The organism is Paenalcaligenes sp. Me131 (genome assembly GCF_050487225.1).
GTDB lineage: Bacteria > Pseudomonadota > Gammaproteobacteria > Burkholderiales > Burkholderiaceae_B > Paenalcaligenes.
In genome coordinates, this window is sequence record NZ_JBKQGY010000001.1 from 175,881 (window position 1) to 192,719 (window position 16,839).

Sequence of the window (16,839 nt, forward strand, 5' to 3'; positions counted from 1 at the left end):
GATGAAGGTAACCGTACAACCCTCAGGGCTGGAGTTCCCGGTAGAAGCCGGACAGAATTTGTTGGATGCAGCAATAGCTGCCAAGATTTTGCTGCCATACAGCTGTAAAAGTGGCACTTGCTCTACCTGTAAGGCTAAGGTCATTGAGGGTGAGTACGAGGCAGGTAGCGCTCCAGAGAAAATCCTAGAGCCTGCTGAGTTAGAAGCAGGTTTCACCTTGTTGTGCCAAGTGCGCCCACAGTCCGATATGGTGATTGAGTCCTTACAGGCTCAGAAGCTGGGGGATATACAAATCCGCAAAATGCCGTCACGCGTAGCAGGTTTGGAACGTATTAGTGATGACGTCATGGTTGTGAAGCTGCAATTGCCAGCCAGTGATCCATTCAAGTTCTATGCGGGTCAGTATTTGGAATTCATTCTGAAAGATGGTCGTCGACGTAGTTACTCCATGGCCAATCCGCCTAATGAACAAAACTTGGTGGAATTGCATATACGCCATATGCCCGGTGGTGCGTTCACAGATCATGTGTTCGGTGCAGGCGCGACACAAATGAAAGAGCGTGAAATCCTACGTGCTGAAGCACCGTTGGGGTCGTTCTTCCTGCGTGAAGACAGCGATAAACCTATTGTGTTGCTGGCGAGTGGTACGGGTTTTGCACCCATCAAAGCCATTGTTGAGCACATGCAGCAAAAAGGTATTTCCCGCGAAGTACGTTTGTACTGGGGCGGTCGTAGACCTAAAGATTTGTACATGATGGCGTTAGCTCAGGAATGGGCTCAGACCATGACGAATGTCCAGTTCATTCCTGTGATCTCTGATGCACAGAAAGACGACGAATGGTTTGGCCGCACAGGTTTTGTACATCAGGCAGTAATGGCTGACTTGCCTGATATGTCAGGTTGGGAAGTCTATGCATGTGGTGCTCCTGCCATGGTAGAGAGCGCACGCAAAGATTTCAGCGAACAGTGCAAATTGCCTGACGAAGCGTTTTATGCCGATGCATTTACCTCCGAAGCCGACGCCTTGTAAGTAAGGGGTGAAAGCCGTGACGTGTTTACAGCCATAAAAGGGTAGGGCCATGAAAATCGCTGTGTTAGGAAGTGGAACGCTAGGAGTGGCCACAGCCTGGTGGCTGCATCAAGATGGGCACGAAGTGCTGGTGATGGATAGGCAGCCCGGGCCAGCGTTAGAGTGTTCACGCGCCAATGGCGGGCAGATATCAGTGTCTTATGCCGAGCCGTGGGCCAACCCTAAAGCGCCTTGGCGCTTGGCTCGCTGGCTGTTTAAAGATGATGCACCACTATGGTTCAAGCCGTCACTGGATCCCAAGCAATGGATGTGGGGGCTGCGCTTCCTATGGGAGTGTCAGCCTAAACGCTTTGAGCCTAACGTCAAAGCGTTGCTGCGTTTGGCTGAATACAGCCGTCAGGTATTGCAAGATATGCGCCAGTCGGTGGAGATGGATTACCACTGCTTAGAAAAAGGCATTTTGAGCTTTTACCGTGACGAACGCAGTTTCGATGAAGCGCAAGAAATGGCGGATGTGATGCGTAACTTTGGCATCGATAGACGCATTCTGAGTGCAGAAGAGTTGGTGGCATTGGTGCCTGCGTTAAAAGGTATCAAGCATCAGATTGCGGGCGGTGATTTCCACCCCGAGGATGAGTCTGGTGACGCCTATGAGTGGACTACGCAGTTGGCTAGCCATTTGGCAAATAGTGGCGTTACTTTCCAGTACAACACGAACGTGACGCGTCTGTGCACAGAGCAAGGCAAAGTGCAGCATCTGGAGATTGTAGACGCAGAAGGGGAGTACCAGCACGTAGCAGTAGATGCTGTGGTGGTGGCTTTGGGGGCACACTCAGCAGCGTTACTTTCGCCTTTAGGTATTAGTTGTCCTGTGTACCCGGCCAAAGGGTATTCGGCGTCTTTTGACATCACAGATGCCAGTGCCATCCCCGATATTAGTCTTACCGATTCGGCTCAGAAAATGGCGTATACTCGTTTAGGTAACACCTTGCGTATGGCGGGAACCGCAGAGTTAAGTGGCTACTCTCGGGCTCTGAATGGCAAAAGATGCTTGGCAATGGTTAAGCAAGCTCAAGAGTTATTCCCAAATGCGCTTGATTTTGATAATGTTCAGTTTTGGTCGGGGTTGCGTCCTGCTACTCCATCCAATATTCCCCTAATCGGACGCACTGAAGTACGTAACCTGTATCTCAATACCGGACATGGTACGTTAGGTTGGACTCTTGGGGCCGGTTCTGGCAAAGCGTTGGCTGACCTTATCGCAGGCAGACAACCCGAAGCGGAATTTCCTTTTTTGCGCTAGGCACTTCATGGAAAAAACATTGTTTTCTTCAGCTATTTCAGGCCGTTTAACGGCTATTGCATTTCTGGTTACTGCCACCTCCGCAGCATCTGCTGCGACGGATATCCAAGTCTGGCACGCTTTGCCAGAATACAATAAAGTCGTTTTTGAAGAGCTGGTCCGCAACTACAACCGTAGCCAGGACGATGTACGCGTAAGCTTGCGTGCATTCGAGAGTGAAGACCAGTTGGATACAGCTTTACAGGCTGATTCCAGCAAGCCCAACCTGTTCCAGATGGGTGAGACCTCAGGTCTGGATGATGTAGCGCAGCGCTCTTATGTGCAGCCTATGCACACGTTGCTGACTAAAGCATCAGCAGGTAATCAGCGCTGGTTCTTGCCAGCCGCTAATAACTTTATGCATGACACGCGTGGCCGTATGTTGGCCTTGCCGTTCATGGCAGAAATTCCTGTGATGTTCTATAACATCGACGCGTTTAAACGTGCAGGTTTAGAGCCTACACAGCCACAACGTGTATGGCAGGGGCTGCAGGACCAGTTAGTGACATTGGCTAATAATGGTTCGCGTCGCTGTCCATTGACCTCTGACCAACCTGTTTCCATTAACTTGGAAAACTTGGCAGCGGTAAACAAGCAATTCTACGCAGGCGATAGCAATAACCGTCGTGGCTTTGATTTTGACATTTTGTACGTACGTCACTTATCTACCATGATTAGCTGGGTACGCAGCGAGTTGATGGTGAAGCCTGAGTTTGGCCCACAATCCGTAGATCGCTTCCAAGGCGGTGAGTGCGCGGTATTGCTGTCTAACTCTGGCAATATCGGCAGACTAAACGCTCAGCGTGGGTTGAATTACGCTGTGACAGGGTTGCCTTATTACCCACAAGTTACGACACAGCCAGGTAATCCGTTTGTGTCGGGTTCTGGCTTCTGGGCTAGCAAAGGTAAGTCTAACGATGAAGACAAAGCCAGTGCACAATTTGTGAACTGGTTGGCGTCTGACGATGTAGCGCAAAAATGGTACGAGTCCACAGGTTATCTGCCTTTGACTCAAGCTGCGTATGCGAAAACTGAGCCTTCCTACTACGCTAATCTGGGTGACTGGAAGGCACTGGTGGATGTGTACGAACGTAACCCTGAAAACACCACACGTGGCTTCAGAGTTAATAACTACCATCAGATCCGTGCCATGTTTAACCTGACACTAGAAGACGCGCTAGATGGTAAAACTCCTGCTGTAGCGGCATTGCGTGTGGCAGCAGAAGAGGCGAATAAGATTGCGAATGCTAGACCACGCTAAGTCGGTCCATAGGCAATCATAGCGCTAGTTCTGCTAGGCTAAATCGCCCAAGATAGCACCCAACTCTAACGGTTGGGTGCTTTTTTATTGGGCGAAATATGAGGCAAGGTATCGCATGTGTGGTGGTGTGTAGTGTGCTCGCGGGCTGTGCCGCACCAAATAATGGTTCGTGGTGGGATGGCTGGGGCTATTTGGCATCGGCAGACGCTGAGCATCAGTTTGATTTTTCTTGGGCGTTAACCGGCAACAACCAGTTGGCACCACTGCAAGTATTTAGTAATACGAAACAGGTGTGGCTGCAATTTCCTAGTGATAGTTATGTGCCCGCCTTGTTTACGTTACGTCGTGATGGCACTTTAGTGCCAGTGCAGGCGCAGCCACAGGGCATCTATCACGTTGTGAACGAGTCGGTGGATGTATTGTTGCTGCGTAGAGGGGCAGAGGAAGCATGGGCGTATAGAACGGTTTCCAAGCCGCTATTATTGAGCTATTTGCAAAAGCAGCAAACGCTATTGCAGCGAGAGGGAGCCAAGCAGGTTATAGCGCAGTCAGCTCAGTCTTATCCAGATGCTGCTTTACGTCATGCAACGCTCATAGAGCCTGTTCAGGCGCAGGGGCATATCAACGCACTATCACAGTCAGAAAAACAGTCACGTCTTGGTTCTGAGGCTCATGCAAGGGCTTTGCCTGCGCTGACTCCACACCTAGATGCGAATGGACGAGAAAATAAAAGAAGAGCGGTCTTCGGTATTGAGCAAGAAAAGTGGTCTGACATCGGCTCAACATCTATAGGTCCGTCATCAGGCGTGGCGCCGCTGTCGAGAACACAGGTGGGTGAGGATAGTGATCAAAAGCAGTCAGGAAGGCGCTACGTAAAGAATGAGATCCCCTCAAAAACTACGCCTTTTCAGTCTAGGCCGGAACCTGTTGCAAGAGTGGCTCATGGCGAGAGGCAATCAAGCGCACTTTCTGAGCCAGCCAGTGCAGCGCTAGTTCAAGGTGTTGAGGCATCAGGGGAGCAGGCTGCGGATGCTAAATCGTTGCCTTCCTCCGCATCAGCGCAGCAGCGTTTTGCATCATTGACCAGCGATAAGAGCCTTAAACAACTCATACAGCGTTGGGCGCGTGATGCAGCATGGGTTTTTAATGATGAGCATTGGGCGGTAAGTGTAGAGATCCCATTAAGTGGACCATTCACTCAGCGGGGAAGTTTTCCTGATGTGGTGCAGCAAGTGTTGCTCAGTACGCAGTTGGGTGACTATCCTTTGCGGCCGTGTTTCTACAGCAATAACGTGCTGAGAGTCATTCCTTTTGAAGAATCTTGCCTAGCGTTAAGGGTGTTGCGAGGAGAGCGATAATGCGGCGTTCTATGTGTGGTGTAGCAGTTGTGGTGATGGGTGTCTTGCTAACAGGGTGTACGCTGACAGTGTCTAAGCATGAGACCGCTCCACCGGTAGAGCTAGGGGCGTTTCACACCTCGTATTCCAAGCAAGATATCTTCGTGCCTCTGCCATGGGTGGTTGGGAATGCGCAAAGGCCTACAGATAGTCAGCACCGTAAATAGGTGGGATGGTGTGCTTGTTGTTGAGGCCACAAAGATATTTCTCGCTAGGTACATAATCTCTGCAATTGAAAACGGTATAGTGATGGTGGTGCGTCGCGTGACGCTAGTACATATTCTGGTAATGGAAAACACAATGACTCAACCCACTACGACGGATCAAGACACTGAATTTACGCATTTAACTGAAGAGTTGTTGGAAAGCACAACGCTGCATGCGGGGAGCTTCATCACACTGAAGCGAGACACTGTACGCTTGCCTAATGGCGGGCAAAGTACACGTGATTATGTGGTGCATCCTGGGGCTGTAGTGGTGATTCCGTTGCTGGATAACGGGCATGTGCTGTTAGAGCGCCAATATCGTCATCCTGTAGGGCAAGTCATGATTGAGCTACCTGCTGGCAAACTGGATGCGGGTGAAGATCCGTTTGTATGCGGTCAACGTGAACTGTTAGAAGAAACCGGTTACACCGCTAGTGAGTGGCATTTGGCTGGGAAAATCCATCTGGCTATAGGGTACTCAAACGAAGTGCTCTACGCTTACTTTGCGACAGGCCTACAAGCCGGTACACGACAGCTAGATGAGGGCGAGTTTTTAGATGTGTTTAGCATGCCTGTAGAAGAGTTTCTAGAAGCGTGTAGGGATGGCCGTATCACAGATGCTAAAACATTATCCTGCGCTTTTTGGTTAGCTGATAAATGGCAAAATAGCTAAATAATAGTCATAAAAGGTCGTTACGATGCCGTGCCACCTTAGCTAGGTGGTACGGCATTTTTATATGTGTTAACGAGAGAGTTTTATGCCAATTTCCTCGCTGTTGGCGGTGCCTACAACGGTGCTGGATCACAATCGACTTGATGCAGCATCCCTGACCCAACCAGAACGTGCGTCGGGTGGTGATCTATCGGCATCAGCGGTACAGCCCATTGGCGAAAGTGTACGTATTAGTATTTCTGCTGAGGCACTGAATGCGGCCGCTAAACATCAAAAATCAGAGAAAAATAAAAATGCAGATATAGATGAGAGCGATTTGCCCGATACGGTGAAGGGGCTACTGAAACGTATACGGGAGTTGCGTGAGCAATTAGAGCAAAAGCAGTTAGAACTTCAGCAAGTGACGGCTGATCAGAAACTTTCTGATAGTGAAAAAGCACAGAAAGTATCTAGGTTGCAGGGCGAAGTAGCGGCGTTGAGTGGTGCAGTAGTAACTGCGATGCAGGATCTGGATGAGTTGATGAACAGCCAGAATATTTCTGCAGACCAGAAGAAAACAGCAGGCTTCTTGCTAATGAAGTAGCGGTGTATACACTAAGCGCCTGTGAGATCAGGCGCTTAGGTAGTGTGCTTTAGGCTTTATTGCCCCATTCTTGTAACTGCTGTTGCAGTTCTTCAGGGCTGTTAGCAATGGCATCCGCACCCCAGGTGGGGACGGTGTCGTCGTCTTTGCAGTAACCGTAGTTCGCTACGATGGTGGGCATGCCAGCAGCTTTTCCGGCTTGTATATCACGCAGGTCATCGCCCACATAAATACACTGTTCAGGTGCGATTCCGTAAGTGCTGGTGGCTAGAAGCAGCGATGCGGGGTTGGGTTTAAGGTAAGGGGTGCTATCGCCGCCTACCAATACCTTGCACTCCACATCTAACTCAAACTTAGCCATAATAGGGCGCGTTAAGCCTATGGCTTTGTTGGTAACGACCCCCCAGGGTAAGTTACTTTGCTTAAGCCCGGCCAACATAGTCTCTACACCACTAAACAGATGACTGAGTGTGGTGATGTTTTCGGCGTAGTAGTCCAAAAACTGCTGTCGTACTACAGCGTAGTCAGGGTGTTCGGTATCCAAACCCAAGCCTGTGCCTAGCAGGCCGCGCGCGCCGTGAGAGGCAACTGGGCGCAGCAGTTCATAAGGCAGGGGGGGAAGGTTACGGTCGTGACGCAGACGGTTTACAGCGGCCGCCAAGTCAGGGGCTGAATCTACCAGCGTCCCATCAAAATCAAACAGTACAAGCTTAGAGGTTGCCATAGCGCTACTTATGCTTCCTTGCGTGTGGCAAGTAGATAGTTGACGGAAGTGTTACGTGACAGCCAGTAGTGCTGTGAGAGTGGGTTGTACTCTAAGCCGCGCAAATCCATATTACTCAGGCCGGCCTCACGAGCGCTACGCGCCAGTTCGTGTGGCTTGATAAATGAGGAGTAGCTGTGTGTGCCTGCGGGCAGCAGTTTGAGTACGTACTCAGCGCCTACAATCGCAAACAGGAAAGACTTGGGGTTGCGGTTTAGGGTAGAGAAAAACACCCAGCCGCCTGGGCGCACTAGCGTAGAGCAGGCTTGGATAATCGATGCGGGATCAGGTACGTGTTCCAGCATTTCCATGCAGGTAACCACGTCGTACTGGCCGGCTGCTTCGGCAGCATGAGCTTCAGCACTGATCATTTGGTAGTTCACGGGCACACCGCTTTCTAAGCTGTGCAGACGTGCTACTTTGAGTGATTTTTCGGCTAGGTCAATGCCAGTTACATCGGCATTGTGGGTGGCCATGGCTTCCGTTAGAATGCCGCCGCCACAGCCTACATCCAGAACTTTCTTCCCTGCCAACGGGCCGGTGTGTTCCAGAATCCACGATAAGCGCAGAGGGTTGATCGCGTGTAGTGGTTTGAATTCACTGGTGGGGTCCCACCATTTAGAGGCCAAAGCACTGAATTTTTCTATTTCTGCGGGATCTACGTTAACGCTGTTTAGTGTGCTCATAGGAAATACGGTGATAGCAAAGAAAAAGGCCCCGCAAAATGCGGAGCCTTTAGTATAGCCTGTTTAGACTCTGTCGTAAGACAGATGGCTATGTGTGGATTACTGATTACGCAGACCCACGATTTCCAGCTCAACGCGACGGTTTTCGGCGCGACCGGCTGCTGTCTTGTTAGTAGCAACAGGATCAGCTTTACCTTTGCCTTCTGTGTAGATCAGGTCAGCAGGGATACCTTTGCTGATCAGGTAATCTTTAACAGTTTGGGCACGGCGTTGGGACAGTTTCAGGTTGTAAGCATCAGTACCGATGGAGTCTGTGTAACCCACGGCGATGATTGCTTCCAGTTGCAGACCGCGAACTTGTTCAGCAACTTGATCCAGAACCTGACGGCCTTCTGGTTTCAGGTTGTATTTGTCGAAGTTAAAGAATGTGTCTGCGCTCAGAACAACTTTAGTAGTTGTAGGAGCAACAACTGGGGCTTCTGCTTGAGCAACAGGTACACCGTCGCAACCAGGAATACCGGTAGCTGGTGTCCAGAATGCATCACGCCAGCACAGTTCACCAGTGCCGTTTACCCAGACGTTACCGAATGGGTTTTGCCAGTTGTTAACTTCGCCAGTTTGTGCCGACACAGTACCTGTGGCTGTGGCTGCCGCAAAGGCGAGTGCAAGTGCGATTTTGGAGGTTTTGTTCATGTTTCTCCTCGTTTAAGCTAATGCCTGTTAAGTGACCGCAGCGAACTCCCGCCGCTTATATGTAACGGAACCAGTATATGCAAGACTACGCATGATGCCTAGTATTAAGCCCTGTTTCACGCTTGTTAGCTGGAATCTTAAGTCATTTGTAGGCCTTAAGTTAAGCGCGTTTTAGGCAGAAACGCCTGATGAGGGTAATAAATGCATATATGCCCAAAATCTGTTGGGTTTGGGCAACAAGAGGGGCAGTTAAGGCTGAGTAAAGTCTGACGAAGGGTCAAAGTCAATCGTCTGTGACGAATATCGAGCCCAATTCCATATAGGTGCTCAGTAAGTGCTAGAATTTCTTATTCGACCGAGAACGGCCAGCTTCTTGCTTAACTTATATCTATAAAGACCTTTCATATGGATTCCTTTGCTAAGGAGACTCTTCCAATATCTCTGGAAGAGGAAATGCGTCGCAGCTATCTTGATTATGCAATGAGCGTAATTGTTGGACGTGCTCTGCCTGATGTACGTGATGGTTTGAAACCAGTGCATAGGCGAGTACTGTTTGCGATGCACGAGCTCAACAACGACTGGAACCGCGCTTACAAAAAATCCGCCCGTATTGTGGGGGACGTGATTGGTAAGTATCACCCTCACGGTGATTCGGCTGTGTACGACACGATTGTGCGGTTGGCGCAGGATTTCTCCATGCGCTATATGTTGGTAGATGGACAAGGTAACTTCGGTTCCATCGATGGTGATAGCGCGGCGGCGATGCGTTATACCGAAATCCGACTGGCAAAAATTGCCCACGAGATTCTGGCTGATATAGACCAAGAAACCGTGGACTTTATCCCTAACTACGATGGTAGCGAGCAAGAGCCTGCGCTGTTGCCTTCACGTTTGCCTAACCTATTGGTAAACGGTAGCTCCGGTATTGCGGTGGGGATGGCAACAAACATTCCTCCCCATAATTTGGGTGAAGTTGTAGAAGGGTGTTTGTATTGTCTGAAAAATCCAGAGTGCACGGTAGATGATCTGCTGGATTACATTCCAGCGCCTGACTTCCCTACAGGCGGCATTATTTACGGTATGTCTGGCGTACGTGAAGGCTATCGCACCGGCCGTGGCCGTGTGGTGATGCGTGCCCGCGCGCACTTTGAAGACATTGAGCGTAGCAATGGCCGTCAGGCAATTGTGATTGATGCATTGCCCTATCAAGTTAACAAGAAGTCCTTGCAAGAGCGTATTGCTGACTTGGTTAACGAGAAAAAAATTGAAGGTATCTCCGATATCCGTGATGAGTCCGATAAAGACGGTATGCGTCTGGTTATCGAGCTTAAGCGTGGCGAGGTGCCTGAGGTTATTCTGAATAACCTCTACAAGAACACACAGTTGCAAGAAACCTTCGGTATGAACATGGTGGCTCTGGTAGATGGCCAGCCACGTTTGTTGAACCTGAAGCAACTGGTGGAATACTTCTTGATGCACCGTCGCGAAGTGGTGACACGTCGTACGGTGTTCCAACTGCGTAAAGCACGCGAACGCGGTCATATTCTGGAAGGTTTGGCGGTTGCTCTGGCGAATATCGATGAGTTCATTCGTATTATTCGTGCAGCGCCTACACCGCCAGTGGCTCGTGAAGAGTTGATGTCTCGCACATGGGATGCCACCTTGGTACGCGACATGTTGTCACGTGCAGATGACAGTGGTGTGCCTGGTGGGCGTGCAGCGTACCGCCCAGATAACCTGTCTGCTCGCTTTGGCTTGCTAGATGATGGTCAGTATCGTTTGAGTGAAGTGCAGGCCCAGGAAATCCTGAACATGCGCTTGCAACGTTTGACTGGTCTGGAACAAGACAAGATCGTCGATGAATACCGCGAGATCATGGCGCGTATTGCTGACTTGCTGGATATCTTGTCCCGTCCTGAACGTGTGACTGAAATCATTTCCAATGAGCTGTTGCAGCTTAAAGAAGAATTCTCCCGTACCGATAAAGATGCACGTCGCTCTGAAATCGAACACAACGCTACCGAGCTAGACACCGAAGACTTGATCACACCAATGGATATGGTGGTGACCTTGTCGCATGCGGGCTATGTGAAGAGTCAGCCGCTGTCCGAGTACCGTGCGCAGCGTCGTGGTGGTCGAGGCAAGGTTGCAACGACTATGCGCGAAGACGACTGGGTAGATCAGTTGTTCGTGGCCAATACGCACGACGTACTGCTGTGCTTCTCGGATCACGGGCGTTTGTACTGGCTGAAAGTATGGGAAGTGCCACAGGGGTCTCGTAACTCCAGAGGCCGTCCAATCGTGAACATGTTCCCGTTGGTGGACGACGAGAAAATCACCGCCGTATTGTCCATTAAAGAGTTCAGTGATGATCAGTTTGTCTTCATGGCTACCTCCAGAGGTACAGTGAAGAAAACACCGTTGTCGCATTTCTCCAATCCACGTAAAGCCGGCATTATTGCGGTTGATCTGGACGAGGGCGACTTCCTGATCGGCGCTCAGCTTACTGATGGTAAACACGATGTAATGCTGTTCTCGGATGCCGGTAAAGCGGTACGTTTTGACGAGGGCGATGTGCGACCTATGGGCCGTACAGCACGCGGTGTGCGCGGTATGCGTCTAGAAGACGGTCAGAACGTAATTTCCTTACTGGTGGCTGATCCTGAGGGTGCTGAGCCGCAAGAAGGCGAAGCAGCGGAACGCGTATCGGTACTGACAGCTACGGCTAATGGTTACGGTAAACGTACTGCGCTGGAAGAATACACACGTCACGGTCGTGGCACTAAAGGCATGATTGCCATCCAATGTTCTGCCCGTAATGGTGACTTGGTTGGTGCTGTGCTGGTGAACGAAAGTGACGAGTTGATGCTGATCACCAACTCTGGTGTGGTGGTTCGTACACGAGTAGATGAGATTCGTGAAATGGGCCGTTCTACTCAGGGCGTCACATTGATTAGCGTTGACGAAGAGAGCAAGTTGTCAGGCGTCTACCGTATTCTGGAAACAGATGACGTAGAGGTTGATGAAGAAAGTGACGAAACGGTTGATGCTGCAGGATCAACCGACGCAGGGGATACCTCGTCTTTAGCTGCTGATGAAGGGAATGAATAGAGAGAGTCAATGATGCGTCCGTGGAATTTTTCAGCGGGTCCTTCCGTCTTGCCGATGGAAGTACTAGAACGTGCAGCAGCAGAAATGCTGGATTGGCAGGGCAGTGGCATGTCCGTTATGGAGATGAGCCACCGCGGTAAAGAGTTTATGCAAATTCTGCAAGAAGCCGAGGCGGATTTGCGTGATTTGCTGCATGTGCCCGAGGACTACGCCGTCCTGTTTACGCAGGGTGGCGCACAGGCCCAAAATGCCATCGTTCCTATGAACTTGTTAGGGCTGAAACCCGGACGCAAAGCGGACTATATAGTCTCTGGTAACTGGTCATCTAAGGCGCAGCAAGATGCGACGCAGTTTGGTCACATTAACGTGGCGGCTAGCTCGGCTGCGGCAGCCAAAATTGATGGCCGTGAGTACAAACCTTTTGCGTGGTTCCCTGCTGTGGATTCCTGGCATTTGCAGTCTGATGCCTCGTATATCCACGTTTGCAGTAACGAGACTATTGGTGGGGTAGAACACAACGAATGGCCACGCTTTGACGTGCCGTTGGTGGTGGATGCCTCGTCTAACTTGTTGTCGCGTCCATTTAACTTCGACAGCATCGATATGTTGTACGCTGGTGCACAGAAAAACGCTGGCCCAGCAGGTTTAACATTGGTCGTAATTCGTAAAGAACTGCTGGGTGCTGCTGATAAGATTTGCCCTCACGTATTCAACTACGAGTTATTGGCCGCTAATCAGTCCATGGTGAATACACCTGCAACCTATTCCATTTACATTGCTGGTTTGGTCTACAAATGGCTGAAACAACAAGGTGGTGTAGAAAGCATTGAAAAAGCCAATATCGTTAAAGCAGAAACTTTGTACGGTTACTTGGATCAGTCATCGTTCTATGTGAATGGTGTGCAGAATTGCGATCGCTCACGTATGAATGTGCCGTTCCAGTTGCACGATGCGGCATTGGATTCTGTGTTCTTGGCTGAGGCTGACAAGCAAGGTTTGTTGCAGTTGAAAGGGCACAAGAGTGTGGGTGGTATGCGTGCTTCCATTTACAACGCTATGCCTTTAGCAGGTGTGCAAGCATTGGTAGCCTTCATGAAGGAGTTCGAGCAGCGTCATGGCTAAAACTTTGCAAGAACAGTTAGCGCCGTGGCGTGCCGAAATCGACCGCATTGATGAAAGTATCCTGGCACTGCTCAATGAGCGTGCTCAGGCTGCTTTAGCAGTGGGTAAGGTAAAGCAGAACTACGACGCTGAAGACGCTATTTTGAAGCCTGAGCGCGAAGCCATGATTGTGCGTCGCCTGCAAGGGGTGAATAAAGGGCCGTTTACAGCAGAATCCGTACAAGCGGTGTGGGGGCAGATTATTTCTGCCTGCCGTGGTTTGGAGAGTGTGCTGCGTGTGGCCTGTCTAGGCCCACAAGGTTCTTTTTCTGAGCAAGCGGGTTACGAACATTTTGGGCATTTCATCAGCAACGTGTATTGCGACAGCTTTGATGAGGTGTTCCGTTCGGTAGAAGCAGGGCAGGCCGATGTGGGTATTGTGCCCGTGGAAAACTCCACAGAAGGCGCGGTAAACCGTACTTTGGATTTGCTGTTGAACTCCCCGCTGAAAGTGTTGGGTGAGCATTCAGTCAATATTCACCACAACTTGCTGACTAAAAGCGGCAATCTGGAGGGTGTGACCAAAGTGATGGCCCACCCGCAGGCCTTGGCGCAATGTCAGTCATGGTTGATGCGTAATCATCCTGAGCTTAGCCGTGAGCCAGCTTCTAGTAATGCTGAAGCAGCGCGTTTGGCCTCTGAGCACGATGATGTAGCCGCTATTGCCAGCATTTCTGCAGCGATGGTGTGGGGGCTGTCCGTGGTTGCCAAAGGCATACAGGATGACCCACATAACCGTACCCGCTTCCTGACTATTGGCAACATAGAGCCTTTGGCTAGCGGTAGAGACAAAACTAGCATTATTTTAGCTGTGCCTAATAAATCAGGTGCGGTCTACGATATGCTGTCACCGTTGGCTAAGCATGGTGTTTCCATGACTAGATTTGAGTCGCGTCCTGCGCGTACAGGTCAGTGGGAATACTATTTCTATGTGGATCTGCAAGGCCATAAAGATGAGCCGGCTATGCAGCAAGCATTGGCTGAGCTGAAGCAAACCGTGGCTTTCTTCAAAATATTGGGTTCTTACCCAGCACAATAACGAGAGCGGGTATGGAGAAAGGGGAGGCGACAGTTGGCTGTATAGCGCAACTCAGCACGCTGGCGATTGTGGGGCCTGGCTTAATAGGTGGCTCCGTCGCCGCAGCGTTGCGCAAACAGTACCCTACTGTGCGTATTCTAGGTACGGGTCGCAACCCTCAAAGTGTGCAGGTAGCTAAAGAGCTAGGCCTTGTAGACGAAGTGGTAAGCCTTGAAGAATGCGCGCAGCAAGCCGATATGATCTTGCTGACCATGCCGGTAGGTGCGACAGAGTCGGTGCTACGTGCACTAGAGCCGCACCTACAACCCCATACCGTTGTCACGGATGCGGGCAGTACAAAAATGAATGTGGTGCAGGCTGCACGCCAAGCACTGGGCGATAAAATTGCGCAGTTTGTACCTGGGCACCCCATTGCGGGGGCAGAGAAGGTGGGGCCGCAAGCGGCGACAGCTGAGCTTTATCAGGGCCGTAATGTCATTTTGACTCCTTTGGATGAAAACCCTGAGTCGTTTCGCAATACTGTGGTCGCGCTCTGGAAGGCGTGCGGTGCACGAGTTCTGTTGATGTTGCCTGATGTGCACGACAGGGTATTGGCATCGGTGAGCCATGTTCCCCATTTTTTATCATCCGTATTTATGTGGCAGGTGGCGATGGCGCCTGACGCTGACTCACGCTTTGCAGTAGCGGGCAGTGGTTTTAGGGATTTCACCCGTATTGCTGCTGGCTCATCTGAGGTGTGGCGAGATATTTTCTTAGCCAACCGCGAAGCCGTATTACAAGAATTGGAAGAGGTGCAGCAGGCGTTTGCTCAAGCCGAGCAAGCGTTGCGCAATGAGGATGGGGCTGCTCTAGAGGACTTCCTCGAGCGTGCCGCGTTGGCTCGCCGGTTGTGGGCGGGCAGGAGTGGATTATGAGTAGAACAGAAAATCTGGTCTTGACGCCGGTGAAGCAGGCGCAAGGTACAGTGACATTGCCCGGGTCAAAAAGTATTTCGAATCGTGCGTTATTGCTGGCTGCGTTGGCAGAAGGCGAAACTCGCTTATTCGGTTTGCTGGAATCTGATGACACCAAAGTAATGAAAGCAGCGTTGCGCCAGATGGGTGTGAGCGTAGAAGAGTCTGGCAATGCATTAGTGGTGCATGGGCAAATGCCTTTTACGCACCTCAAGGGGGATTTCTTCTTGGGTAATGCCGGTACGGCTTTTAGGTCTCTCACAGCGGCGTTGGCGTTCATGGGTGGTGAGTTCACGCTGAGTGGTATTCCTCGTATGCACGAACGCCCCATTGGTGATTTGGTAGATGCGTTGCGTAGCGCGGGCGCTGATGTGCGTTATTTGGGTAACGAAGGCTATCCTCCGTTAGCGATAGGTAAAGGGGCATTACGCGCCGAAAATTGCATACGCGTTAAAGGCAATGTGTCTAGCCAATACCTAACGGCGTTGTTGATGGCAGCACCTTTGTGGACGGCAGAGCATAAGCAACCGTTACACATAGAAGTAGAAGGCGTGCTGATTTCGCAGCCTTACATTGCCATTACCTTGGCGATGATGCAGGGTTTTGGTGTTTCGGTTCAGCACGAAGCATGGCAGCGTTTTACGGTACCAGCCGATGCGTATTATGTGTCACCCGGTGATTTCCAAGTAGAGGGCGATGCATCTTCGGCGTCGTACTTTTTGGCGCTAGGCGCAATTGGTGGTGGGCCGCTGCGCATTGAGGGTGTGGGCTCGGCTTCTACCCAAGGCGATGTGGACTTCGCTAAGGTTGTACAGGCCATGGGCGCTGAGGTGCGCTTTGAAGCGCACGCGATGGAAGTGCGTGGTGTGCAAGTAGCAAATGGGCAGCGTTTGAAAGCCTTTGATTTGGATTTCAACGTGATCCCCGATGCTGCGATGACTGCTGCGGCACTAGCGATGTTTGCGGATGGTCCGTGTACCTTACGCAATATTGCCTCGTGGCGTGTTAAAGAAACCGATCGTATTCATGCCATGCACACTGAATTACATAAGTTAGGTGCGCAGGTAGAGTCGGGCCCGGACTGGTTAACAGTGTGGCCCATCGCAGAAGGGCAATGGCAATACGCCGATATAGAGACTTACGACGATCACCGTATCGCCATGTGTTTCTCATTGGCTGCTTTCTCGCCACTGGGGGTGAATATTCTCGACCCAGACTGCGTGAGCAAAACTTTCCCCGATTATTTTTCTGTTTTTAACCGTTTGGTGAGCGCGTGAGTGGTGTACCTGTAATTACGATTGATGGCCCTACCGCCTCAGGCAAAGGAACTATCACCAGCCAAGTGGCACAAGCGTTAGGTTGGCATGTGCTGGATAGCGGTGCGTTGTATAGACTCACGGCATTATCGGCACTGCAAAAAAATGTGTCGTTGGATGATGAAGCGGCTGTGGCTGATGTGGCCAAGCATCTGGATGTGAGCTTTGGTGAGCAGGGTGCGGTGTTAGAAGGCCACAACGTGGCTGATGCTATACGTGCCGAAAAGGTGGGTAATGCCGCTTCTAAAATTGCAGCGTATCCGCAATTGCGAGAAGCATTGCTGCAGCGTCAGCGCAGCTTTAGAGTGATGCCAGGGCTGGTCGCAGATGGTCGCGATATGGGCACCGTGGTTTTCACTGACGCACCCTTAAAGATTTTTCTTGTGGCGGATGTTCGAATTAGAGCCGAGAGGCGCTACAAACAGTTGATGGAAAAAGGAATTTCTGCTAGTCTTACGAGTCTTTTGGAAGATTTGCAGGCACGCGATTTGCGGGATACCACCCGAGCGAGTGCTCCGCTAGTTGCTGCGGCAGATGCTGTAACCATTGATTCTTCACACTTAAGTATTGAAGAAACGGTGGCGAAAGTGTTGGCGCTTTGGCAACGTTCCTGATTGGTGCTGGC

Annotated in this window: 16 protein-coding genes; 13 read left to right on the forward strand and 3 right to left on the reverse strand. The window is 50.8% G+C overall.

Translation table 11 applies throughout. The features are described from left to right. Position 1: 1 nt before the first annotated feature. From ACLPHM_RS00865 to ACLPHM_RS00895, 7 genes are all read left to right on the forward strand, one after another. The gene (locus ACLPHM_RS00865) at positions 2-1,030 is read left to right on the forward strand and encodes a CDP-6-deoxy-delta-3,4-glucoseen reductase (protein ID WP_430219397.1); all 1,029 of its coding nucleotides are present in this window, start codon (positions 2-4) and stop codon (positions 1,028-1,030) included. 49 nt (positions 1,031-1,079) lie between these two features. Further along, positions 1,080-2,333, forward strand: a complete 1,254-nt coding sequence (locus ACLPHM_RS00870) for a D-amino acid dehydrogenase (RefSeq protein WP_430219398.1) — start codon at positions 1,080-1,082, stop codon at positions 2,331-2,333. Between the two features lie 7 nt (positions 2,334-2,340). Beyond that, positions 2,341-3,633, forward strand: coding sequence for an extracellular solute-binding protein (locus ACLPHM_RS00875; protein WP_430219399.1), 1,293 nt, complete (start codon positions 2,341-2,343; stop codon positions 3,631-3,633). 98 nt (positions 3,634-3,731) lie between these two features. Continuing rightward, positions 3,732-4,991: a TcpQ domain-containing protein gene (locus ACLPHM_RS00880; protein ID WP_430219400.1), complete on the forward strand. Its 1,260-nt coding sequence runs from the start codon at positions 3,732-3,734 to the stop codon at positions 4,989-4,991. After that, positions 4,991-5,197, forward strand: a complete 207-nt coding sequence (locus tag ACLPHM_RS00885) for a hypothetical protein (RefSeq protein WP_430219401.1) — start codon at positions 4,991-4,993, stop codon at positions 5,195-5,197. Before ACLPHM_RS00880 ends, ACLPHM_RS00885 begins: the two co-directional genes overlap by 1 nt. Before the next feature lie 133 nt (positions 5,198-5,330). Then, entirely contained in the window at positions 5,331-5,909 is a 579-nt protein-coding gene (locus ACLPHM_RS00890; protein WP_430219402.1) for an NUDIX domain-containing protein, read from the forward strand. A gap of 85 nt (positions 5,910-5,994) precedes the next feature. After that, complete coding sequence (locus ACLPHM_RS00895) at positions 5,995-6,492, forward strand: Rho GTPase-activating protein (RefSeq protein ID WP_430219403.1); 498 nt, start codon at positions 5,995-5,997, stop codon at positions 6,490-6,492. A 49-nt stretch (positions 6,493-6,541) separates the two neighbouring features. Here the strand turns inward: ACLPHM_RS00895 and gph are convergent, their stop codons facing one another. From gph to ompA, 3 genes are all read right to left on the reverse strand, one after another. Then, entirely contained in the window at positions 6,542-7,216 is a 675-nt protein-coding gene (gph, locus tag ACLPHM_RS00900; protein WP_430219404.1) for a phosphoglycolate phosphatase, read from the reverse strand. Between the two features lie 8 nt (positions 7,217-7,224). Continuing rightward, a complete protein-coding gene (ubiG, locus tag ACLPHM_RS00905; protein ID WP_430219405.1) occupies positions 7,225-7,941 on the reverse strand; it encodes a bifunctional 2-polyprenyl-6-hydroxyphenol methylase/3-demethylubiquinol 3-O-methyltransferase UbiG in 717 nt (238 codons plus the stop codon). Between the two features lie 99 nt (positions 7,942-8,040). Continuing rightward, the gene (gene ompA, locus ACLPHM_RS00910) at positions 8,041-8,634 is read right to left on the reverse strand and encodes an outer membrane protein OmpA (RefSeq protein WP_430219406.1); all 594 of its coding nucleotides are present in this window, start codon (positions 8,632-8,634) and stop codon (positions 8,041-8,043) included. A 405-nt stretch (positions 8,635-9,039) separates the two neighbouring features. Between ompA and gyrA the strand changes: the two genes are divergently transcribed. Genes gyrA through cmk form a run of 6 tightly spaced genes read left to right on the forward strand, consistent with a single transcriptional unit; the run spans position 9,040 to position 16,828 of the window. After that, positions 9,040-11,745, forward strand: a complete 2,706-nt coding sequence (gene gyrA / locus ACLPHM_RS00915; RefSeq protein WP_430219407.1) for a DNA gyrase subunit A — start codon at positions 9,040-9,042, stop codon at positions 11,743-11,745. A 9-nt stretch (positions 11,746-11,754) separates the two neighbouring features. After that, positions 11,755-12,867 (forward strand): 3-phosphoserine/phosphohydroxythreonine transaminase, encoded by a 1,113-nt coding sequence (gene serC / locus ACLPHM_RS00920; protein ID WP_430219408.1) that lies wholly within the window; start codon positions 11,755-11,757, stop codon positions 12,865-12,867. Next, on the forward strand, positions 12,860-13,945 hold the full coding sequence (gene pheA / locus ACLPHM_RS00925) for a prephenate dehydratase (RefSeq protein ID WP_430219409.1): 1,086 nt from the start codon (positions 12,860-12,862) through the stop codon (positions 13,943-13,945). Before serC ends, pheA begins: the two co-directional genes overlap by 8 nt. An 11-nt stretch (positions 13,946-13,956) precedes the next feature. Next, a complete protein-coding gene (locus ACLPHM_RS00930) occupies positions 13,957-14,859 on the forward strand; it encodes a prephenate dehydrogenase (RefSeq protein WP_430219410.1) in 903 nt (300 codons plus the stop codon). Then, on the forward strand, positions 14,856-16,175 hold the full coding sequence (gene aroA, locus ACLPHM_RS00935; RefSeq protein ID WP_430219411.1) for a 3-phosphoshikimate 1-carboxyvinyltransferase: 1,320 nt from the start codon (positions 14,856-14,858) through the stop codon (positions 16,173-16,175). Before ACLPHM_RS00930 ends, aroA begins: the two co-directional genes overlap by 4 nt. Further along, a complete protein-coding gene (cmk, locus tag ACLPHM_RS00940; RefSeq protein WP_430219412.1) occupies positions 16,172-16,828 on the forward strand; it encodes a (d)CMP kinase in 657 nt (218 codons plus the stop codon). The genes aroA and cmk overlap by 4 nt, the downstream gene beginning before the upstream one ends. Positions 16,829-16,839 lie beyond the last annotated feature (11 nt).

What these genes read in the sequence shown, in the direction of transcription:
- ompA (WP_430219406.1), bottom strand. Translation starts at nt 8,634, where the DNA reads ATGAACAAAACCTCCAAAATCGCACTTGCACTCGCCTTTGCGGCAGCC.
- ACLPHM_RS00895 (WP_430219403.1), top strand. Translation starts at nt 5,995, where the DNA reads ATGCCAATTTCCTCGCTGTTGGCGGTGCCTACAACGGTGCTGGATCAC.
- ACLPHM_RS00890 (WP_430219402.1), top strand. Translation starts at nt 5,331, where the DNA reads ATGACTCAACCCACTACGACGGATCAAGACACTGAATTTACGCATTTA.
- ACLPHM_RS00885 (WP_430219401.1), top strand. Translation starts at nt 4,991, where the DNA reads ATGCGGCGTTCTATGTGTGGTGTAGCAGTTGTGGTGATGGGTGTCTTG.
- aroA (WP_430219411.1), top strand. Translation starts at nt 14,856, where the DNA reads ATGAGTAGAACAGAAAATCTGGTCTTGACGCCGGTGAAGCAGGCGCAA.
- ACLPHM_RS00875 (WP_430219399.1), top strand. Translation starts at nt 2,341, where the DNA reads ATGGAAAAAACATTGTTTTCTTCAGCTATTTCAGGCCGTTTAACGGCT.
- gph (WP_430219404.1), bottom strand. Translation starts at nt 7,216, where the DNA reads ATGGCAACCTCTAAGCTTGTACTGTTTGATTTTGATGGGACGCTGGTA.
- ACLPHM_RS00930 (WP_430219410.1), top strand. Translation starts at nt 13,957, where the DNA reads ATGGAGAAAGGGGAGGCGACAGTTGGCTGTATAGCGCAACTCAGCACG.
- ubiG (WP_430219405.1), bottom strand. Translation starts at nt 7,941, where the DNA reads ATGAGCACACTAAACAGCGTTAACGTAGATCCCGCAGAAATAGAAAAA.
- pheA (WP_430219409.1), top strand. Translation starts at nt 12,860, where the DNA reads ATGGCTAAAACTTTGCAAGAACAGTTAGCGCCGTGGCGTGCCGAAATC.
- gyrA (WP_430219407.1), top strand. Translation starts at nt 9,040, where the DNA reads ATGGATTCCTTTGCTAAGGAGACTCTTCCAATATCTCTGGAAGAGGAA.
- ACLPHM_RS00865 (WP_430219397.1), top strand. Translation starts at nt 2, where the DNA reads ATGAAGGTAACCGTACAACCCTCAGGGCTGGAGTTCCCGGTAGAAGCC.
- ACLPHM_RS00880 (WP_430219400.1), top strand. Translation starts at nt 3,732, where the DNA reads ATGAGGCAAGGTATCGCATGTGTGGTGGTGTGTAGTGTGCTCGCGGGC.
- serC (WP_430219408.1), top strand. Translation starts at nt 11,755, where the DNA reads ATGATGCGTCCGTGGAATTTTTCAGCGGGTCCTTCCGTCTTGCCGATG.
- ACLPHM_RS00870 (WP_430219398.1), top strand. Translation starts at nt 1,080, where the DNA reads ATGAAAATCGCTGTGTTAGGAAGTGGAACGCTAGGAGTGGCCACAGCC.